Annotated in this window: 18 protein-coding genes and 1 pseudogene; 14 read left to right on the top strand and 5 right to left on the bottom strand. The window is 60.0% G+C overall.

What is annotated here, in order from left to right:
• The first annotated feature begins 398 nt into the window (after positions 1-398).
• Genes ACZ9IM_RS18995 through ACZ9IM_RS18960 form a run of 8 tightly spaced genes read left to right on the top strand, consistent with a single transcriptional unit; the run spans position 399 to position 9387 of the window.
• On the top strand, positions 399-1313 hold the full coding sequence (locus ACZ9IM_RS18995) for a GDP-mannose 4,6-dehydratase (RefSeq protein ID WP_476224685.1): 915 nt from the start codon (positions 399-401) through the stop codon (positions 1311-1313).
• On the top strand, positions 1310-2281 hold the full coding sequence (gene gmd, locus ACZ9IM_RS18990) for a GDP-mannose 4,6-dehydratase (RefSeq protein WP_030132531.1): 972 nt from the start codon (positions 1310-1312) through the stop codon (positions 2279-2281). Before ACZ9IM_RS18995 ends, gmd begins: the two co-directional genes overlap by 4 nt.
• Positions 2282-2284: 3 nt before the next feature.
• Complete coding sequence (locus ACZ9IM_RS18985; RefSeq protein ID WP_427626326.1) at positions 2285-3727, top strand: mannose-1-phosphate guanylyltransferase/mannose-6-phosphate isomerase; 1443 nt, start codon at positions 2285-2287, stop codon at positions 3725-3727.
• The gene (locus tag ACZ9IM_RS18980; RefSeq protein WP_476224684.1) at positions 3728-4525 is read left to right on the top strand and encodes an ABC transporter permease; all 798 of its coding nucleotides are present in this window, start codon (positions 3728-3730) and stop codon (positions 4523-4525) included.
• Positions 4525-5778, top strand: a complete 1254-nt coding sequence (locus tag ACZ9IM_RS18975; RefSeq protein WP_427626330.1) for an ABC transporter ATP-binding protein — start codon at positions 4525-4527, stop codon at positions 5776-5778. Before ACZ9IM_RS18980 ends, ACZ9IM_RS18975 begins: the two co-directional genes overlap by 1 nt.
• Positions 5775-7142, top strand: a complete 1368-nt coding sequence (locus ACZ9IM_RS18970; protein ID WP_427626332.1) for a glycosyltransferase family 4 protein — start codon at positions 5775-5777, stop codon at positions 7140-7142. Before ACZ9IM_RS18975 ends, ACZ9IM_RS18970 begins: the two co-directional genes overlap by 4 nt.
• Positions 7126-8256: a glycosyltransferase family 4 protein gene (locus ACZ9IM_RS18965; RefSeq protein ID WP_427626334.1), complete on the top strand. Its 1131-nt coding sequence runs from the start codon at positions 7126-7128 to the stop codon at positions 8254-8256. Before ACZ9IM_RS18970 ends, ACZ9IM_RS18965 begins: the two co-directional genes overlap by 17 nt.
• Positions 8257-9387 (top strand): glycosyltransferase family 4 protein, encoded by a 1131-nt coding sequence (locus ACZ9IM_RS18960; RefSeq protein ID WP_401172891.1) that lies wholly within the window; start codon positions 8257-8259, stop codon positions 9385-9387.
• 149 nt (positions 9388-9536) lie between these two features.
• On the opposite strand, the gene ACZ9IM_RS18955 is transcribed toward ACZ9IM_RS18960, so the two are convergent.
• The 4 genes and pseudogenes from ACZ9IM_RS18955 to ACZ9IM_RS18940 form a co-directional block, all read right to left on the bottom strand.
• Positions 9537-9914 carry a DUF6124 family protein gene (locus ACZ9IM_RS18955; protein WP_476224683.1) on the bottom strand — a complete coding sequence of 126 codons (378 nt, stop codon included), beginning with the start codon at positions 9912-9914 and terminating at the stop codon, positions 9537-9539.
• Between the two features lie 421 nt (positions 9915-10335).
• Positions 10336-11283, bottom strand: a pseudogene (locus tag ACZ9IM_RS18950) (flavin-nucleotide-binding protein); the annotation flags it as partial.
• A 63-nt stretch (positions 11284-11346) separates the two neighbouring features.
• The gene (locus tag ACZ9IM_RS18945) at positions 11347-11973 is read right to left on the bottom strand and encodes a glutathione S-transferase family protein (protein WP_123495612.1); all 627 of its coding nucleotides are present in this window, start codon (positions 11971-11973) and stop codon (positions 11347-11349) included.
• A 130-nt stretch (positions 11974-12103) separates the two neighbouring features.
• On the bottom strand, positions 12104-13006 hold the full coding sequence (locus ACZ9IM_RS18940; RefSeq protein ID WP_476224682.1) for a LysR family transcriptional regulator: 903 nt from the start codon (positions 13004-13006) through the stop codon (positions 12104-12106).
• Between the two features lie 159 nt (positions 13007-13165).
• Between ACZ9IM_RS18940 and ACZ9IM_RS18935 the strand changes: the two genes are divergently transcribed.
• From ACZ9IM_RS18935 to ACZ9IM_RS18910, 6 genes are read left to right on the top strand one after another with little or no spacing between them, the layout of a single operon-like run.
• Positions 13166-13789: a CDP-alcohol phosphatidyltransferase family protein gene (locus ACZ9IM_RS18935; RefSeq protein WP_476224681.1), complete on the top strand. Its 624-nt coding sequence runs from the start codon at positions 13166-13168 to the stop codon at positions 13787-13789.
• Between the two features lie 39 nt (positions 13790-13828).
• Entirely contained in the window at positions 13829-15586 is a 1758-nt protein-coding gene (locus ACZ9IM_RS18930) for a bifunctional alpha/beta hydrolase/class I SAM-dependent methyltransferase (RefSeq protein ID WP_427626344.1), read from the top strand.
• Positions 15583-16893 (top strand): phosphatase PAP2/dual specificity phosphatase family protein, encoded by a 1311-nt coding sequence (locus ACZ9IM_RS18925; RefSeq protein WP_476224680.1) that lies wholly within the window; start codon positions 15583-15585, stop codon positions 16891-16893. The genes ACZ9IM_RS18930 and ACZ9IM_RS18925 overlap by 4 nt, the downstream gene beginning before the upstream one ends.
• On the top strand, positions 16883-17338 hold the full coding sequence (locus ACZ9IM_RS18920) for a hypothetical protein (RefSeq protein WP_476224679.1): 456 nt from the start codon (positions 16883-16885) through the stop codon (positions 17336-17338). Before ACZ9IM_RS18925 ends, ACZ9IM_RS18920 begins: the two co-directional genes overlap by 11 nt.
• A gap of 11 nt (positions 17339-17349) precedes the next feature.
• Entirely contained in the window at positions 17350-17970 is a 621-nt protein-coding gene (locus tag ACZ9IM_RS18915) for a lysophospholipid acyltransferase family protein (protein ID WP_476224678.1), read from the top strand.
• Between the two features lies 1 nt (position 17971).
• On the top strand, positions 17972-18904 hold the full coding sequence (locus ACZ9IM_RS18910) for a phosphatidate cytidylyltransferase (RefSeq protein ID WP_427626352.1): 933 nt from the start codon (positions 17972-17974) through the stop codon (positions 18902-18904).
• 70 nt (positions 18905-18974) lie between these two features.
• On the opposite strand, the gene glmS is transcribed toward ACZ9IM_RS18910, so the two are convergent.
• Entirely contained in the window at positions 18975-20807 is a 1833-nt protein-coding gene (gene glmS / locus ACZ9IM_RS18905) for a glutamine--fructose-6-phosphate transaminase (isomerizing) (RefSeq protein WP_427626354.1), read from the bottom strand.

The following is a 20807-nucleotide window of genomic DNA, read 5'->3' as shown; positions in this document are numbered from 1 at the left end:
CAACCTCACTCTATGACGGCGAAACCACAGATTGAGTCGGCAAGTACCTGCCCTCGTCTATAGTCTTCGTACCCGTCTACGTTCTTGTTTTAGTGGTCAGTTTCGCGGGGTTTCAAATAACCCTGCCGAACCCTGGGCGATCGTGACGAAGGGCATTCTAAACACATCCGTTAAGGGTTCGTGAACCGCTCGGCGAGAATAAATAGGCCTGCGAAAACGAGAACTGACCGGTCACGGTGGGACTTATTGAAATTGCTGCGCAATTGGCACAGATTGGCTACCAAACAACTACAACAACGACTTCGCCTGTCTTCCTACGAAGGTTTTTCTTCGGTCTGACAGACTTTCCCTAAAGCCTGCGGGAAATGGCAGAAGTTCAGAATTGAGGGGACCGCTGCTTGAAAAAGCGTCTGTTCGTAACGGGTCTGAGTGGATTCGTAGGACAACACATCCAATCTCGTCTGAAGGCTGATGCCTCGGAATGGGAACTACTGCCTGCCCCTTCCCGTTACGATCTCGTACAGCCAGAAAGCCTTGAAGGCCTGTGGCCGGAGATGCCCGACGCGGTCATTCATCTGGCCGGCCAGACCTTCGTTCCCGAAGCCTTTCGTGATCCGACACGTACGCTGAATATCAATCTGCTGGGCACCCTTAACCTGCTTCAAGCCCTCAAAGTGCGTGGCTTCGCCGGTACGTTCCTGTACGTCAGCTCCGGTGACGTCTATGGCCAGGTCAACGAAGCCGATCTGCCCATCACCGAACGCCAGCCACCCTGCCCGCGCAATCCTTATGCCGTGAGCAAACTGTCGGCGGAGTTCCTGAGCCTGCAATGGGGCCTGAGCGAAGGCTGGCCGGTGCTGGTCGCTCGCCCGTTCAACCACATCGGCACCGGGCAGAAGGACAGCTTCGTCATCGCCAGCGCGGCGCGACAGATCAGCCGAATCAAGCAAGGCCTGCAAACACCGCAACTGGAAGTCGGTGACATCGACGTCACTCGCGATTTCCTCGATGTGGGCGACGTGGTGTCGGCCTACTTCGCATTGCTGGAAAAAGGCACGTCGGGGCAGGTCTACAACATTTGCTCGGGGCGCGAGCAGAGCATTCGCAGTTTGATCGAACAGCTGGGGGATCTCGCCCAGGTCGATATGCAACTGATTCAGGATCCGGCGCGTCTTCGCCGCGCGGATCAGCGTCGCGTTTGTGGCAGCCATGCCAAGCTTGCCCAGACCACAGGATGGACGCCTGAAATCACAACACAACAATCCTTGCGGGCGATCCTGTCCGACTGGGAGAAGCGAGTACGACAAGAATGACAAAAAGTGCATTGATCACAGGGATCACCGGTCAGGACGGCGCCTATCTGGCCAAGTTGCTGCTCGACAAAGGTTATAAAGTCCATGGCCTGGTGGCGCGGCGCAGCAGCGATTCACGTTGGCGACTGCGCGAGACGGGGATCGAGGGCGATATCGTCTATCTGGATGGCGATATGGCCGATGCCTGCTCGGTGCAGCGCGCCGTAATCAAATCGGCACCGGATGAGGTTTACAACCTGGCGGCGCAAAGCTTTGTCGCCGCCTCCTGGGATCAACCAGTGACCACCGGCATCGTCGACGGCCTGGGCGTGACTCACCTGCTCGAAGCGATCCGTCAGTTCAGTCCGCACACCCGTTTCTATCAAGCGTCCACCAGCGAAATGTTTGGCTTGATTCAGGCCGAGCAGCAGGACGAAAACACGCCGTTTTATCCGCGCAGCCCTTACGGCGTGGCCAAACTCTATGGCCACTGGATCACGGTGAACTATCGCGAAAGCTTCAACCTGCACGCCAGCAGCGGAATCCTGTTCAACCACGAATCACCGCTGCGCGGCATCGAGTTCGTGACCCGTAAAGTCACCGACGCCGCCGCCCGCATCAAACAGGGCAAACAGCAGGAACTGCGCCTGGGCAACATCGACGCGAAACGGGATTGGGGCTTCGCCGGCGACTACGTCGAAGCCATGTGGCTGATGCTGCAACAGGACAAGCCTGACGATTATGTGGTCGCCACCGGCGTGACCACCACCGTGCGCGAAATGTGCCGCATCGCCTTTGATCACATTGGCCTCAACTACCGCGACTACGTGAAGATCGACCCGGCGTTTTTCCGCCCGGCCGAGGTAGAAGTGCTGCTTGGCAACCCGGCCAAGGCCCAGCGCGTACTGGGCTGGAAGCCAAAAACCGATCTGGACACCTTGATTCGCATGATGATGGATGCGGACATGAAACGCGTTGCCAAGGAGTAGGCCATGCTGATTCCTGTGATTCTCTCCGGCGGTGCCGGGACTCGTTTGTGGCCGGTGTCCCGCGAAGGCCATCCCAAGCCGTTCATGAACCTGCCCGACGGTCAGTCGCTGCTGAGCAAGACCTATCGGCGTGCGGCAGGCTTGCTCGATGGCTGGGGCGATATCGTCACGGTGACCAACCGCGACTATTACTTCCAGAGCAAGGATCACTATCAGGATGCGCGCCTGGAGCGCCATCGCGGGCATTTTCTGCTCGAGCCGACGGGCCGCAACACAGCCCCGGCCATCGCGGCGGCAGCCCTTTCGCTACAAGCCCTGCACGGCGACGAAGCGATCATGGTGGTGATGCCCGCCGACCATCTGATTCTCAACGAAGACGCCTTGAAAAGCGCGGTCGAGCACGCCGTGACGCTGGCCAAATCTGGTCATCTGGTAACGTTCGGCGTCGTGCCGACAGCCCCGGAAACCGGCTTCGGCTACATCGAAACCGGTGCCCCGCTGGACGACAAAGGCGCCGCCAAGGTGCAACGCTTCGTCGAGAAACCCGACCTGCAAACCGCCACGCATTATCTGGAGAGCGGCAACTTCCTGTGGAATTCGGGGATGTTCTGCTTCTCGATCGCCACGCTGCTGGCCGAGTTGCACCTTCACGCCCCCGCATTGCTGGAACAGGCTCGGGCCTGCATGGCGGCCAGTGCGCCGGTGGAAACCGGCGGTTGCCTGCAACAGGAACTGTCGCCAACGCACTTCGCCGACATCACCGACATCTCCATCGACTACGCCTTGATGGAGCGCTCCGACAAAGTGGTCGTGGTTCCGGCCAGTTTCGACTGGAGCGACATCGGTTCCTGGGGCGCCGTGGCAGCACTGGTGCCGGCCGATGCGCAGAACAATCGCGCCAGCGGCGAGGCGATCTTCATCGACAGCCACAACAACTTCGTCCAGAGCGAAGACCGGTTGGTCGCCGCAGTGGGTGTGGATAACCTGATCATCATCGACACCGCCGACGCGCTGCTGGTCGCCCACGCCGACCGCGCCCAGGATGTGCGCCGGGTAGCCCGGCAGCTTAAGGACAAAAAACACGAAGCCTATCGCCTGCACCGCACAGTCAGCCGACCGTGGGGCACTTACACCGTGCTCGAGGAAGGTCCGCGCTTCAAGATCAAGCGTATCGTGGTCAAACCCGGGGCCAAGTTGTCGTTGCAGATGCACCACCACCGCAACGAACACTGGGTGGTGGTCGAAGGCATGGCCAAGGTCACCAACAACGGTTCCGGTTCGCACCTGGTGGCCAAGAACGAGTCGACGTTCATTGCCGCCGGGCACAGGCACCGTCTGGAAAACCCCGGCGTGATCGACCTGGTCATCATCGAAGTGCAAAGCGGTGAATACCTGGGGGAGGACGATATCGTTCGCTTCGAAGACCAATACGGCAGGACGGTTTGAATGCTGCTTTCCCTGTATCGCTCGCTGTGGAGCTATCGAGGTTTCATCCTCGGTAGCGTCAAGCGAGAGTTTCAAGCGCGTTATCGCAATTCGCTGTTCGGTGCCCTGTGGACCGTGCTCAACCCGCTGTCGATGATCGTCGTCTACACGGTAATTTTTTCCCACGTCATGCGCGCACGCTTGCCGGGTGTGGATGACGGCATGGCCTACAGCATCTACCTCTGCGCCGGGTTGCTGACCTGGGGTCTGTTCTCGGAAATCACCCTGCGCAGCCAGAACATGTTTCTGGAAAACGCCAACCTGCTGAAGAAAATCAGCTTCCCGAGAATCTGTCTGCCGGTGATCGTGCTGTTCAATGCCGGCATCAACTTCGCGATCATCATCGGGCTGTTCCTGGGCTTTCTGCTGATCACCGGGCGCTTGCCGGGCATGGCCCTGCTGGCGTTGCTCCCACTGATCGCGCTGCAAGTGATGTTCTGCGCCGGGCTGGGGATGATCCTCGGTGTGCTGAACGTGTTCTTTCGCGACGTAGGGCAATTCTTCGGCATCTGCCTGCAATTCTGGTTCTGGCTGACCCCGATCGTGTACCCGCTGAGCATCCTGCCCGAGTGGGTCCAGCGGCTGTTGCAACTCAACCCCATGACCAACCTGATCGGCAGCTACCAGAACCTGTTCCTCTACGGCCAATGGCCGGTCTGGAGTTCGCTGCTGCCGGTCTTTGTAATCGGTGTGTTGTTCTGCGTGATCGGGCTGCGACTGTTTCGTCAGCGGGTCGGCGAAATGGTGGATGAACTCTGATGGGACATATACGCGTGACGGGCCTGGGCAAGGCCTACAAGCAATACCCCACGCGCTGGAGCCGACTGGCCGAATGGCTGATCCCGTTTTCGCCGATCCGCCATCGCCAGCACTGGGTGCTGCAAGACGTAGCGTTCGAAATTGCTCCCGGTGAAGCGGTGGGTATCGTCGGGGTCAACGGTGCCGGCAAAAGTACCTTGCTGAAGATGATCACCGGCACCACCCAACCCACCTGTGGACAAATCCAGCTCGAAGGCCGCGTCGCCGCCCTGCTGGAACTGGGCATGGGCTTTCACCCGGAGTTCACTGGTCGGCAAAACGCGGTCATGGCCGGGCAATTGCTGGGCATGCAGGTCGAAGAAATCGAAGCCCTGATGCCACAGATCGAACATTTCGCGGAAATCGGCGAAGCCATCGACCACCCGGTGCGCACCTACTCCAGCGGCATGCAGATGCGCCTGGCGTTCAGCGTGGCCACCGCGCGGCGCCCGGATATCCTGATCGTCGACGAAGCGTTGTCGGTGGGCGACGCCTACTTCCAGCACAAAAGCTTCGAACGCATCCGCAGCTTTCGCAGGGCCGGCACCACATTGCTGATCGTGTCCCACGACCGCTCGGCGATTCAGTCGATCTGCGACTCGGCGATTCTCTTGGAGAACGGCCGCATGGCCATGCATGGCAAGCCCGAAGCCGTCATGGACTACTACAACGCCCTGCTCGCCGAGCGCGAAGGCCAGACGGTGCGTCAGGAAATGCTCGCGGACGGCCAGGTGCAAACCGTTTCCGGCACCGGTGAAGCCGGGATCCTCAGCGTGCGCATGCTCGATGAGCGCGAACGTGCCATCGATGCCGCCGAAGTCGGCCAGCCGGTCGTGCTTGAGGTGCAAGTCGAAGTGCGCCAGGACATCGAACGCCTGGTGCTGGGTTTCATGATCAAGGATCGCCTGGGCCAGGCCATGTACGGCATCAATACCCATCGTCAGGACCTCGCCCTCACCGATCTGCGGGCCGGCGAGCGGCTGACCTACCGCTTTGCCTTCGTCATGGGCCTGGGCAAGGGCAACTATTCCGTGGCCCTGAGCCTGTCGCGACTGGACTCGCACCTGGACCGCAATTTCGAGTGGCGCGACTACGGCCTGGTGTTCCATGTGATCAACAACCGACACGAAGACTTCGTCGGCTGCTCGTGGCTGGCGGCGAAAACCACCATCACTCGCGCGGCCGAATCGATTGTTTCGGAGCACACGCCATGACCCGTCTACTGGTGGAGTGCACGTACGTGTTCCAGCACCCCAAGGTCAATTCGGGCATTCAGCGGGTGGTGCGCAACGTCATCAATCAGTTGCCTGAACGCGTCGATGGCGTTGAGTGCATCCCGGTGGTGATGCTCAAGGGCAAGCTCTACCGGGTGTTGAGTCTGGCCCCTTTGGACACACCGCTTTTCAATGGGCTGATGGAGTTCGGTGGGCGCCTGGAGCGATTGGCCCATCGTTTCTGGCAACTGCACCAGCGCCTCGACAAACGCTGCACCTCGCGATGGACCCGGCGCGCGCTGTACGCGGCTTACCGCCTCACGGCGCTGGCGGGTTTCAGCGTACCGCTGCGCCTGATTGATCAGATCAATCAATATCAACTGCCCAAACGTTGCTCGCCGCTGCAGCATCAACCGGGTGATCAACTCGTGTTGCTGGATTCGTCCTGGCACGCCGATTTCTTCCCATTGGCCGAACAACTCAAACGCGAAGGCGTGGGCATTGTCTCGGTCATCTACGACCTGATTCCCCTGACCCACCCGCAGTTCTACGACACGCGACTGGTGCAGATTTTCAACGAGTGGTTCGACTGGATCGCCAAAACCGCCGACGGCTACGTGGCGATTTCCGCCACGGTGCGCGATCAGGTGCGCGATGAATTGCATCGTCGCGTCGGTCCTGCCAAAGCCGACACCTTGTGGTTCGACTACTTTCACCTGGGCTCGGAGCTGGACCTGCGCGAAGAAACCGCCGCTGTCGAAACACGCCTGACCCGGCTGTTCGATACCCCCGAACCAGTGTTCCTGATGGTCAGCACCATCGAGCCGCGCAAGAACCACGACTACTTGCTGGACGCCTTCGAACTCGCCTGGGCCGCAGGCTCCACTGCCCGTCTGTGCATCGCCGGGCGCATTGGATGGAAGTGCGATGCCCTGCTCGCCCGGGTGCGCAATCACCCACTGTTGAACACACGACTGTTCATGTTTAACGACCTGAGCGACACCAGCCTTGAACACGCCTATTCCCACGCCAGTGCGTTGGTGTTTCCGTCCTACGTCGAAGGCTTCGGCCTGCCACTGGTAGAAGCCATGCAGCGCGGTTTACCGGCCATGGGCAGTGACATCCCGGTCTTCCGCGAAATAGGCGGCGAGTTCATGGCGTACTTCGATCTGGCCGAACCACAAAACCTGGCGGATCTGGTTGCCCGATTCGAGAGCAGCAAACAATTCCCGGCCGCCCGCGATGTGGCGGACTGGCGCTGGATTGGCTGGCGTGAAGCCAGTGCGCAACTGGCCGAGCGAACCCTGCGCAACCTTGTGGAAACACCCGTAGTGCAAGAGAGGCAACATGCGAATTGCCCTTAACGCCCGAATTCTCCAGGCCCCGCGCACCGGTATAGGCCATTACGTCGCCGAACTGGTGACTGCCCTGGCCGGTGAGCCCGATGTCGAGTTGTCGCTGTTCCATGGCTGGGGCTGGAGTTCTTCGCTACCCGATGCCGCCATGCCGGGCTACTCGCGACTGACGCCGTTGCTGCGGCAGATACCGGGGGCGTATCAGGCTCGACGCTGGCTGGCGCAGAAACGCTTTGATCAAGGCCGCGCCCAGGCGATCGACCTTTATCACGAACCCAGTTTGTGGCCGTTGTCGTTCGACGGCCCGACGGTCATCACCCTGCATGACCTGACACACCTGCACTATCCCGAGACACAACCCCCGGCACGCCTGCGAGAAATCGAGAGGCGACTGGCCGATGGCGTGCAACAGGCGCAGCTGATTCTCACCGACTCGCAGTACATTGCCGACGAGGCTCAAGCCTGGTTCGCACTGCCGGCCGAGCGTTTTGTAGTTGCCCCGCTGGGCGTGGCTGCACGTTTCCACCCACGCGAGCCCGAGGCCATCGATGCGATGCTCAAGGCCCACGGGGTCGAGATGCGGGATTATTTTCTCTGCGTCGGCACGCTGGAACCACGCAAGAACCTGACCCTGGCCCTGCGCGCCCACGCCCAACTTCCGGAGGTATTGCGTCAGCGCTTTCCGTTGTTGATCGTGGGCATGGCCGGCTGGCAACGCGAACAATTCAGCGATGAGCTGCGCCAGGCATTGGCCAATGGTCATGTGTGTTTGCTCGGTTATCTGCCCGACGAGCAGGTCGCGCAGCTGTTGGCAGGCGCCCGGGCGCTGATTTTCCCGTCGCGCTATGAAGGCTTCGGCCTACCGGTGCTGGAGGCCATGGCCAGCGGCACGCCGGTCATCCTGACCCGACGTTCGGCCATGCCCGAAGTCGCAGGCGTTGCGGGCAACTATATTGAACCTGACGATCCAGACGGCTTGCGCGATGCCATGCGCCGGCTGATCGACGATCAAACACATTGGCAGGCATGCCGAAAAGCCGGATTGCAGCAGGCAAGGCTATTTTCCTGGGAGCGCTGCGCGAAGATCACCGCCCGCGCCTACCGCCAGGCTATGGGAGGTTGAATGCGAGTTCTTCATTTTTTCAAGACGTACCTGCCTGACTCGGTCGGCGGGATCGAACAAGTCATCTTCCAGTTATGTGAAAGCGGCGCCCAGCATGGCATTGAAAGTCAGGTGTTGACCCTCAGTGCCGATCCGACACCGCCGGTGGTGCAACTCGGGCAGCACGAAGTCCATCGGGCCAAACTCGACATTCAGTTCGCTTCCACAGGCTTTTCTTACAGCGTCTTCAAGCAATTTCGCGAAATGGCCGCTGAGGCGGATGTGGTCAATTACCACTTCCCGTGGCCGTTCATGGATCTGGTGCATTTCTTCAGCGCCATGAACAAACCCAGCGTAGTGACCTACCACTCGGACATCATTCGTCAGAAGCACCTGCTCAAACTTTATCGGCCTTTGATGAACCGCTTCCTCGCCAGCGCTGACCGAATCGTCGCCGCCTCCCCCAACTATCTGCACACCAGTGAAGTGTTGCAGCAGTTTCAGGACAAGACCCGCGTCATCCCCTATGGCTTGAACAAGGCCGGTTATCCACAGGCCGATAACGAACGCATGGACCATTGGCGGCAAAAGCTTGGGGATAAGTTTTTCCTGTTTGTGGGCGTGATGCGCTATTACAAAGGCCTGCACATTCTGCTCGACGCCTTGAAAGACGTGGATTACCCGGTGGTGATTGTTGGCGCCGGGCCGCTGGAAGCCAAACTGCACGCCCAGGCCACAGCGTTGGGTTTGCGCAATATTCACTTTCTGGGGCGTCTTGGCGACGAAGACAAAGTCGCGCTCCTGCAACTGAGTTACGCGATCGTATTTCCTTCGCACCTGCGCTCCGAAGCGTTCGGCATCTCGCTGCTCGAAGGTGCGATGTACGGCAAACCGATGATCTCCAGCGAAATCGGCACCGGCACCAGCTACATCAACATCCACAACGAAACCGGGCTGGTGGTACCGCCGAGTCATCCACAAGCGTTCCGTGAAGCCATGCGCACACTCTGGGAAAACCCGACGCTTGCAGCCGAAATGGGCGTGAAGGCAGAGGCGCGTTATCGGCAGTTGTTCACGGCGGAAGAAATGGGTCGCAAGTGGACGACGTTGTACGAAGAACTACTGGAAGAAAAATCCCTGTCCTACGCCTAAACCTGCGGGACCGGGCTTTTGTGGTGAGGGGGCTTGCCCCCGTTTGAGTGCGCAGCACTCACAAGATCTTTGGTATATCAGAGATTTTGGGGCTACTTCGTAGCCCAACGGGGGCAAGCCCCCTCGCCACAGATCGCTTCTACAGGGGGTCAGCTGTGTGGCGCAGGTTTTGGTACGGCAACGTTATCCAGCATCCGGTTCACCGCCAGTTCTGCCAGCATGACGATCTGTTGAATCGCCATCGCCGTATACCGATGCGGCCCTTCCAGATACCCCGCAAAATCACCCGCCATCACACTGGCCTGGGCCAACGATTCGCAGGTGTGGGCCAACAGGTCTTCGTCTTTGATATCCGGCGCAACGATAAACATCGTGCTCGGCTTGCGGGCCACGGGGGCTTTGAGGGCAGAGGGGTTGAGGTAGTGATCGAGCGCGCGGTTAGCGGCTTCGTGGAGTTTTTTGGAATCGAGGGATTCGTAGGGGGAAACGTCGTCGGTTTCAGGGGGATTTGGTGTTGCTTTGAACATGGTGAAACTCCATTCGAGGACTGGAGCTCGCCAACACTGCGACCAAGCAGAAGGGTGGCGAACCGTACGCGGGTTGGTCGACCAGGGAATGGAACCCGGCAGGGCCTAAGCCCTCCCACGCACAGCTCGCCATGAAGCAAGCATAAAAGTGCGCCATTCTAAACCTGGGCGACCAAACCCGATCACTGAATTTGCAGCGACCTTCAAAGCCTATCCACCCCATTTCCGACCGACAACCGTCAAAACTTGTCGGAAACATCCCCAAAAATCACTCGGTCTGTAGGACGACCACGATCAAATGTGGGAGCGAGCCTGCTCGCGATGGCGGCGTGTCAGTCGACCTCAATGCTGAATGTGAGAAAGTCTTCGCGGGCAAGCCTCGCTCCTACAGTGGATTTTCTGGGTTACAGCTCCGGCTTGGGCTTTGCAAGCGCGCATTCGCCTGCGCCCAGGTCCCGGTCAGCAAACTGGTGGGTGACACGCCGTCAAAGCGCCAGCGCAAGGCCAGCGCCGCGGGCCGTCGCACCACGCGCTCCACCTCGAATGTCCACAACCGCTCGGCCCCTTGAAAGGCTTCGACCTGCGGGCCTTCGAGGATGATTTGCGTGCGACCGCTGAGGTGCAGCAAGTCACCCGAATCGAAATCGATGAACAGCAAACCGGCTCGAGGATTGATTAGCAGGTTGCCCAACGTATTGAAGAAAAGGTTGCCGGCGAAGTCCGGGATGGTCAGGCGATTGCCCTCTACCTGGACGAAACCGGCCTGGCCACCCCGGTGAGAAACGTCCACCGAGCGTTGGCCATCGACGTCCACATAACTGGCGACAAAGAAGGTATCGGCGCCGGCGATCATGGCTTTGGCCGCGTCATCCAGCCCGTTGAGGTGCTGCGCGACACGGGTCGCCGGATCCGCCAAGGGCACCGAGCGAAATTGGCGCAATTGAATGTATTTCGGGCAATTGCCGAAAGATTGCTGCACCGTCACCTCGAAGCCGCTCGCTGTCACAGCGCCAACTCGGCCATTGAGACGGTTGCGACGTCGCGTGTGCAGCTCAATACCGAGCAGACCGATCGCCGCTCCCTCTTGCAATTGCGCAGGGTCGTCGTGGCCAGGCAAGCTGCCAAACTGCAACAGCGCAGGCTCTGGAGAACGGGCAAAACCTGGCGCCCCTTCCAGAATGCTGGCCCAAGGGTTGCCGTCAGCATCCACCGCGCCGTACAGCATGAATGGCAGTTGCTGATAGAAGGTGCGGTGCTGATCCGGCATCTCGCTGCGAATCACCCTACGACCTAACTCCTCCATTCGCTCGGCGACACCCACGTGAGCCTGCAACTGTTTCTCGCCTGCGTGCCAAGGTGAACGTTCCATAACGACTTCTCCCCTGCGCTCATCGCGCAACAAGAACAGCCCGACTGAGGCGGGCTGTGAACATCAGGCAGTTTTTTGCAAACCGGCGACGGTGCGTGGCATGCCAACAAACCCTGGCAAGGCTTCAACCCGTGTCAGCCAGGCCCGAATGTTGGGGTAGTCATCCAGCGACACATTGCCTTCCGGGGCATGGGCGATGTAGCTGTACGCGGCGATGTCGGCGATGGTCGGCTCACCACCGGCCAGATAGGGCGTTGCGCCCAGTTCCTGATCGATCACTTTGAGCCAGCTGTGGGCGTAAGCGATTACTTCCTGCGCGTTGTAAGGCGCACCAAACACAGTGATCAGCCTTGCCCTGCCAGGGCCAAAGGCAATCGGCCCGGCGGCGACCGATAACCAGCGCTGAACCTTGGCCGCACCGACCGGGTCGGTTGGCAGCCAGCGACCGTTGCCGTATTTCAGCGCAAGGTAGACCAGAATCGCATTGGAATCAGCCAGCACCACGCCTTGATCATCAATCACCGGCACCTGCCCAAACGGGTTGAGCGCCAGAAAATCCGCTTGCTTGTGGGCGCCCTTGGCCAAATCGACGAAGATCAGCTCGGTCGGCAGTTGCAACAAAGACAGCATCAGCTCTACACGGTGAGCATGGCCAGAGCGGGGGAAGTTGTAGAGTTTGATTGCTTGCATGGTCGACTCCGCTGGGTGGTGGCGCCGTCCAGGAAGATCAGCGCCGATAGGGGGCCATCTTCCATCCGCAACCAAAACAACAGAATAACCAGCAAACGCAATCCATTATTTCAGCCAGTGCAATAACCCTTCAGCCATGCAGGGCCGGGTGTTCACGCAGTACGTTCACCGCGAAGTCCACAAAACTACGGACCCGCACCGGGGCTTTGCGCCCACCCTGGTAGACCACATGAATGGGCAATGGCGGCAGTTCGAAGTCAGCCAGAACGATTTCCAGCTCACCGACGGCGACCTTGCTCGCCACTTGATACGACAGCACTCGGGTCAGTCCCAGCCCCATGGCGGCGGCCGTGATAGCTGCCTGATTGGCGGTGACCACAAGGCGCGGTTCCAGACGAATGCTGATCGGCTCTCCCGCATCAATGAACGGCCAGCTTCTGTGCTGACCGATGGACGATGTGGCGATGATCGGGGCTGTGCTCAAATCTGCAGGATGCCGGGGCCGACCATGGTCAGTCAGGTATCCAGGGGACGCGCAGATCACCCGCCGCACTTCGCCCACGCGAATTGCATGTTGATTGCTGTCAGGCAACTCACCGATGCGCACAGCCACATCGATGCCCTCCTCGACCATGCTCACCACCCGGTCGACCAGTAGAGCGTTGATGCTGACTTCAGGAAATTGAGACAAGTAACCGACCATGACCGGCGTAACGAACAAATCACCGAACAACACCGGCGCCGTGATCGTCAGTTGCCCACGGGGTTGGGCGTGGCTCCCGGCCGCCGAATCCTCCGCTTCCTGCACCTCGGTGAGAATTCTCCGACAATCCTCCAGATAACGCTGACCCGCCTCGCTCAAATGCACGCTGCGGGTGGTACGTGTCAGCAATTGGGTGCCAATGCGCTTCTCCAGTGCTGCCACGGCGCGGGTGACACTGGCCGCCGACATCCCCAAACGCCGCGCCGCCGCCGAGAAGCCTTGTTCCTGGGCGACGGTGGCGAAGACTTGCATTTCCTGGAAGCGGTCCATGGATTAACTCCTGAGCACTGAAAAACGCGAGGCCGACAGTTCCCGATTGGACCTGGATATCGCTAGAAGAGGATGAGCCGTGCAGTTTTACTGGCATTCTGATTATTGTGACGTATAACCCTGAACGTTCACGCTTTCAATTGCTGAGACCGTATCCAGATGCCCTCCATCTACCAACTTAAACCTGCCTTCCAGAATCTGTTGCGACCGCTGGTTCAGCGATTGTTCGATAACGGCACCACCGCCAATCAAATCACCGTGCTGGCCGGCGTCATTTCGGTCGTGATGGGCGTCGCGATTGCCTGTTTCGCCAATCACCTGTGGGTATTTCTGCTAATTCCCGTGTGGATGATCCTGCGGATGGCGCTGAACGCCATCGACGGCATGCTGGCCCGGGAATTCGGCCAGCAGTCGCGCCTCGGCGCCTACCTTAATGAACTGTGCGATATCGTTGCCGACAGCGCGCTGATCCTGCCTTTCGCCCTGATTCCCGACGTGAGTGTGTTGATTGTGCTGTTGGTCACGCTGCTGGCATTGTTCAGCGAGTACAGTGGCGTCCTCGGGCCGATGGTCGGCGCATCGCGGCGTTATGACGGCCCGATGGGCAAGAGCGATCGCGCGTTTGTACTCGGCGTCTTGGCCACCGGCATTGCCATCGGCTGGATCAACGCGTTGTGGATTAACGTTGTGTTTGCGGTGGTCGCCGTCCTGCTGGCTTACACCTTGGTCAACCGGGTCCGTCTGGGCCTGAAAGAAGTGCAGGAAAACGCCCCCTCGGCATAAGGCCTCAGCGTAAGGCTCCCCAAGCATAAGGAAAGTGCAATGCGTGAAACTCAGAATCAGACCTTCACTACCCACGACGGCGTCGAGTTGTTCTACCGTCATTGGCCGGCCACGGCTCGTAATCCGGGTGAGCCGCGCAAGGCTGTGCTGCTGTTTCATCGCGGCCATGAACACTCGGGGCGTATCGCCCACCTGGTGGATGAACTGGACCTGCCAGCGTTCGACTTCTTTGCCTGGGACGCCCGCGGCCATGGTCAGTCGCCGGGTGCTCGCGGCGACAGCCCGAGTTTCGCCACCAGCGTGCGTGACGTGCAGACCTTTTGCGATCACCTGAACGCGACCCATCAGATCGACGAAGAGAACATGGCCGTGATCGCCCAGAGCGTCGGCGCGGTGATTGCCTCGACCTGGGTCCACGACTATGCGCCGCGCATCCGCTCGCTGGTGCTCGCGTCGCCCGCATTCAAGGTCAAGCTCTACGTCCCTTTCGCCCGTCCGGGCCTGGCGCTGATGCGCAAGTTTCGCGGCAACTTTTTCGTCAACAGCTACGTCAAGGCCAAGTTCCTTAGCCACGATCCGGAACGCGTCGCCTCCTACGACAGCGATCCGCTGATCACCAAGGCGATTTCGGTGAATGTGCTGCTCGGCTTGTATGAAGCCGCCGACCGTGTGGTGGCCGATGCGCAGGCGATTCAAGTGCCGACCCAACTGCTGATTTCCGGCTCGGATTTTGTGGTCCATCGCAAACCCCAGGAGCAGTTTTTCGAACGCCTGGGCAGCCTGAAAAAGGAAAAACACATCCTCCCGGGCTTCTTCCACGACACGCTTGGGGAACGTGATCGCGCCGTGGCCGTAGCCAGCGCCAAACGCTTTATCCTGCAAAACTTTGAATACCCGCTGGACCGGGCCTCGTTGCTTGATGCCGATAAGATCGGCCTGACCTGCGCCGAATCCGAATCCCTCGCCGCCCCGCTGCCGCACAACTCGTTGCGTGACCTGTACTGGCGCATGACCCGCGCCAGCATGCGCCTGGGCAGCCGGCTGTCTGACGGGGTGAAGCTGGGCTTCGACACCGGTTTCGACTCCGGCAGCACCCTGGACTACGTGTACCGCAACCAGCCCACCGGCAAGGGCGGGCTTGGGCGGATGATTGATCAGAACTACCTGAATTCCATCGGCTGGCGCGGCATTCGCCAGCGCAAACTCAACGTCGAAGAGTTGCTGCGCCTGACCATGGCCAAGCTGCGCGAAGAAGGCCGACCGGTGCGCATCGTCGACATCGCCGCCGGTCACGGCCGCTACATTCTCGAAGCCTTGCAAGGCGTCAGCCCGCTACCGGAATCGATACTGTTGCGCGATTACAGCGACATCAATGTACGTGACGGTGGTGCGCTGATTCGCGATAAGGGCCTTGGAGACATCGCGCAGTTCGTGAAAGGCGACGCGTTCGACCGCGCCGACCTGGCGGCACTGGACCCCAAGCCGACACTGGCAGTGGTGTCCGGGTTGTATGAACTGTTTGCCGACAATGCACTGGTCGGCGGCTCTCTGGCGGGCCTGGCCGAGGCCGTGGAGCCCGGTGGCTATCTGGTCTACACCGGTCAACCCTGGCACCCGCAGCTGGAACTGATCGCCCGCGCCCTCACCAGTCACCGTCAAGGCCAGGCGTGGGTGATGCGTCGGCGCAGCCAGGCGGAAATGGATCAACTGGTGGAAGCAGCGGGTTTTCGTAAAATCACCCAGCGAGTGGATGAATGGGGGATCTTCACCGTGTCCCTCGCGCAACGGGTGCAATGATGGGGGCAGCCCCGAGAGAGCCGGGTTTGCTGAAGCCCGCCGTGCTCTGGTTGCTGGTGTTGGCACCGCTGTTTTTCGCCAGCTACGGCTTTGCCACGTGGGTCACGGCCCAGCGCAGCGATGTCGCCACCTTCGTTTTCGATTGGGAAACCGCCATGCCCTTCTGGGCCTGGACCATCGTCCCCTACTGGACGATAGATCTGCTGTACGGTTTTTCGCTGCTGCTGCCCAATAGTCGCCATGAACTCAAGCGCCACGCCTTGCGCCTGCTGAGTGCTCAAGTGATCTCTATCAGTTGTTTCCTGTTATGGCCGCTGCGCTTCACCTTTGAACGGCCTGAACTGGACGGGATATTCGGCTGGTTGTTCGCGGTGCTGGCCGGGTTCGACAAGCCGTTCAATCAGGCGCCATCGCTGCACATCGCCCTGCTGGTGATTTTGTGGGTGATGTACCAACGGCACTCTCAAGGGCTGTGGCGCTGGCTGGTGCACGGCTGGTTCGCATTGATCGGGATTTCGGTGCTGACCACTTATCAACATCACTTTATCGACTTACCCACAGGCGCCCTCGCCGGCTGGCTGTGCGTGTGGTTGTGGCCACTGGATCGGCCCAGCCCCTTGAGTAGCCTGCGGTTGGCCAAGGACCCGAAACGCTGGCGCCTGGCCCTGCGTTATGGCGTCGGCGCGGCGATATTCGCCATTCCAGCCTTTGGCCTGGGCGGCGGATGGCTGTGGCTAATCTGGCCCGCCGTGGCATTGCTGTTGGTGGCGCTCAACTACACGCTGCTGGACGCCGCCGGGTTTCAGAAACGCGCTGACGGCCGCCTTAGCCCGGCCGCCCGTTGGTTATTTGCGCCTTACGTAGCAGCGGCGTGGATCAACTCACGGCTTTGGACCCGCAAACATCCACAGCCCAATGAGGTTGTGGATAACGTTTGGCTCGGCAGGCTTCCCGACGCTGATCAGTTGGCGCCGTTCAAAGCTGTGGTTGATCTATGCGCTGAGCTGCCGCTCAACCCGAGAGGCCGCGCCTATCAAAACGTTCCGATACTCGACCTGACCACACCCAGCGCTGAGCAATGTCTCGCCGCCGCTCAGGCCATTGAACATCTGCGCCAGCAAGGTCCCTTGCTGGTCTGCTGCGCTTTGGGCTATTCACGCAGCGCCACCGCTATCGCGGCCTGGTTGCTGCACAGCGGTCGAGTGGCCACTGTCGATGCCGCCGTGGCGATGATCCAGGCCGCGCGCCCGCAAGTGGTACTGCATCCGGCCCATCGCCAAGCCCTGGAGAGCGCCTATGCCGATTGATTTGGAACTGCACGTGGTCGCCAGCCTGCTGCGCCGGGGCCGCACCCTCGACCAGTTATCCACAGGGCTGACCTTGCTGGGTGTGTTGTTCGGCCTGCTGCAACTGCTGCTGATCACCCCGACTACGCCGTTCTTGATCCTCAGCGCCTGGCTGATCATCCTCGGGTTATGGCAAAAATACTGGGCGCTGCGCGTGGCCTTCGACGCTGACCTGTTTACCCTGATGGCCCGCGACGCTGACGCTTTGTCAGACCGCACTCAAGCCCTCGATCAGGCCCTGCAAAACCTCGGCCTGCAACCGGCCAACCGTGCCGGCCGGCCCTGGACCGAACGTCAGCGCGGGGGGCTTAAACTGCTGCGCAAACAGGCTGTCCTGCTGGCCGCCCAAGTGCTGCCACCCTTGGCTGTCATTCTGGCCAGTCCTTGGCTGCCCTACACTGGATAAGGAAATCGTTAATGTTCGAACCTGTGGTCGCCTTCCTCATCACCTCCATGGCCCGAACCGTTACTGGCGCCCGCAGCCTGTGGATGGGTTGCGCGCCGGATCCCGTGCAGCGCATTTATTTTGCCAACCACAGCAGCCACGGCGATTTCGTGCTGCTCTGGGCCTCGCTTCCTTCCGCCCTGCGCAAACTTACGCGACCGGTGGCTGGCAGCGACTACTGGAACAAGAGCGCCTTACGCCGTTACATCATCAGCCGGGTGTTCAACGGCGTGCTGATCGACCGCGAGCGCAAGAACCCTGTGGATAACCCGTTGCAGCCCATGCTCGACGCCCTGGAGAAGGGTGATTCGTTAATCATCTTTCCCGAAGGCACGCGCAATCTGGAAGAGGGTTTGCTGCCGTTCAAAAGCGGCCTGTATCACTTGGCAAAACGTTACCCACAGGCCCAGGTGATTCCGGTGTGGATCGCCAACCTCAACCGGGTCATGCCCAAGGGCCGTGTGCTGCCACTGCCGCTGTTGTGTACCACCAGTTTCGGCGCGCCCCTGCAACTGACTGAAGGCGAGAGCAAAGAGCAGTTCCTTTCACGCAGCCGCGACGCACTGCTGGCCCTCGCCCCGGAGCATTCCTGACATGGATAGACAAACCCTGATGCTGTTCGGCGGGATCGGCATGATCCTGGTGCTGGCTTCACTGATTGGCCTGATCCTCAAACTGCGCACCCGGGGCACGCCCAATGCAGTCATCGAGAACCTCAACGCCCGCATCAACGCCTGGTGGGTGATGGTGGTGGTGATCGGCGTCGCTTTTTGGCTGGGCACCGGCGCGGTGATCCTGCTGTTTTACGCAGTATCGTTCTATGCGCTACGCGAATTCCTCACCCTTACGCCCACCCGACGCAGCGACTACCCGGCGCTGGTGGCAGCGTTTTACCTAGCATTGCCGCTGCAATATCTGCTGATCTATTCCGATTGGTACGGACTGTTCTCGATCTTTATTCCGGTGTACGTGTTTTTGCTGCTGCCGATCCTTGCGTCTCTCGGCGGCGACAGCACGCACTTCCTCGAGCGAGCGTCGAAAGTCCAATGGGGCTTGATGATCGCGGTGTTCTGCGTGTCGTTCGTCCCCGCCCTGCTGACACTGGACATCGTCGGTTATGAAGGCCGAAACCTGCTGCTGATCGCGTATCTGGTGATCGTGGTGCAGCTGTCGGACGTGCTGCAGTACGTTTGCGGCAAGTTGTTCGGTAAACACAAAATCGCGCCCACTCTGTCGCCGTCGAAAACCGTTGAAGGCTTTGTCGGCGGCGTTCTGTTGTCCTCGCTGATTGGCGCAGCCTTGTGGTGGACTACGCCGTTCAGCCCGTGGCAGTCGTTCTTGATTGCGCTGCTGATCAACCTGCTGGGGTTTGCCGGCGGCATCGTGATGTCGGCAATCAAGCGTGATCGAGGCGTGAAGGATTGGGGACACATGATCGAAGGCCACGGCGGGATGCTGGATCGACTGGATTCAGTGTGTTTTGCGGCACCGATCTTCTTTCATCTTGTGCGGTATTGGTGGACTTGAAATAGCTGACCCTCAAAAAAAAGACCGCAGCCAAAGCTGCGGTCTTTTCATTTCATGGCTTGTGGATAACTTATTCCACAGTCACCGACTTCGCCAGGTTACGCGGCTGGTCAACGTCAGTGCCTTTCAATACGGCCACATAGTACGAAAGCAGCTGCAGCGGAATGGTGTAGAGGATCGGCGACAGGATGTCATGGATGTGCGGCATATGGACGACATGAGTGCCTTCGCCATTGGTCATGCCGGCCTGTTCGTCGGCGAAGACGATCAGTTCACCGCCACGGGCGCGGACTTCCTGGAGGTTGGATTTCAACTTCTCCAGCAGTTCGTTGTTCGGCGCCACAGTGACGACGGGCATGTCGTTATCCACAAGTGCCAACGGGCCATGTTTCAGTTCGCCCGCCGGGTAGGCTTCTGCGTGGATGTAAGAGATTTCCTTGAGCTTGAGGGCCCCTTCCATCGCCACCGGGAATTGCGCGCCGCGACCGAGGAACAGTGTGTGGTTCTTCTCGGCGAACAGCTCGGCGATTTTCTCCACAGTGCTGTCCATGGCCAGGGCTTCGCCCAAACGGGTCGGCAGGCGACGCAGTTCTTCGACCAGTGTGGCTTCGACACCTTCGGCCAACGTACCGCGAACCTGACCCAGAGACAGGGTCAGCAACAGCAGGCCAACCAGTTGAGTGGTGAAGGCTTTGGTCGAGGCCACGCCGATTTCGCGACCGGCCTGAGTCAGCAGCGTCAGGTCCGATTCACGCACCAGGGAGCTGATGCCGACGTTGCAGATTGCCAGGCTGGCGAGAAAACCGAGCTCCTTGGCATTGCGCAGCGCGGCCAAGGTGTCGGCGGTTTCACCTGACTGGGAGATGCTCACGAACAGAGTGTCGGGCTGCACCACTACCTTGCGATAGCGGAATTCGCTGGCGACTTCGACCTGGCATGGGATGCCAGCCAGTTCTTCGAGCCAGTAACGGGCAACCATGCCGGCGTGATAGCTGGTGCCGCAGGCGACGATCTGTACATTGCGCACCTTGGCGAACAGCTCGGCCGCTTGGGGACCGAATGCCTCGACCAGCACCTGGTTCTGACTCAGGCGACCTTCGAGGGTGCGCTGTACTACGACCGGTTGCTCGTGAATTTCCTTGAGCATGTAATGGCGGAATTCGCCCTTGTCAGCCGCTTCGGCCCCGTCACGGTACTGAACGCTTTCACGCTCGACGAGTGCGCCGTTGATGTCCCAGATCTGCACGCTGTCGCGGCGAATTTCGGCGATATCGCCTTCTTCCAGGTACATGAAACGGTCAGTGACCTGACGTAGCGCCAATTGGTCCGAAGCCAGGAAATTCTCCCCCATACCCAGACCGATCACCAATGGGCTGCCACTGCGGGCCGCCACCAGGCGATCCGGTTGCCGGGCACTGATCACCGCCAGACCGTAAGCACCGTGCAGTTCTTTGACAGTCGCTTTCAAAGCCGCAGCCAGGTCGGGCTGCTCATTGAGTTTTTCGTTCAGCAAATGCGCGATGACTTCAGTGTCAGTGTCCGACGTGAACACGTGGCCCAGCGCCTTGAGTTGCTCGCGCAGGGCTTCATGGTTCTCGATGATGCCGTTGTGCACCACCGCCAGATCGCCCGAAAAATGCGGGTGCGCGTTGCGTTCGCACGGCGCGCCGTGGGTCGCCCAGCGGGTGTGGGCAATGCCCAGACGGCCGACCAGAGGCTCTTCGATCAGCGCCTGCTCCAGTTCGCTGACCTTGCCCGGACGACGCGTGCGCAAGAGTTTTTCATCGTTGGTGTACACCGCCACACCGGCGCTGTCATAACCACGGTATTCCAGACGCTTGAGGCCTTCGAGCAGGATGGCGGTAACGTTACGTTCTGCGACTGCACCGACAATTCCACACAT

This window comes from Pseudomonas sp. TE12508, assembly GCF_056279485.1.
Note: the sequence above shows the minus strand (reverse complement) of the source record. Positions and strands in the feature narration are given on the sequence as shown.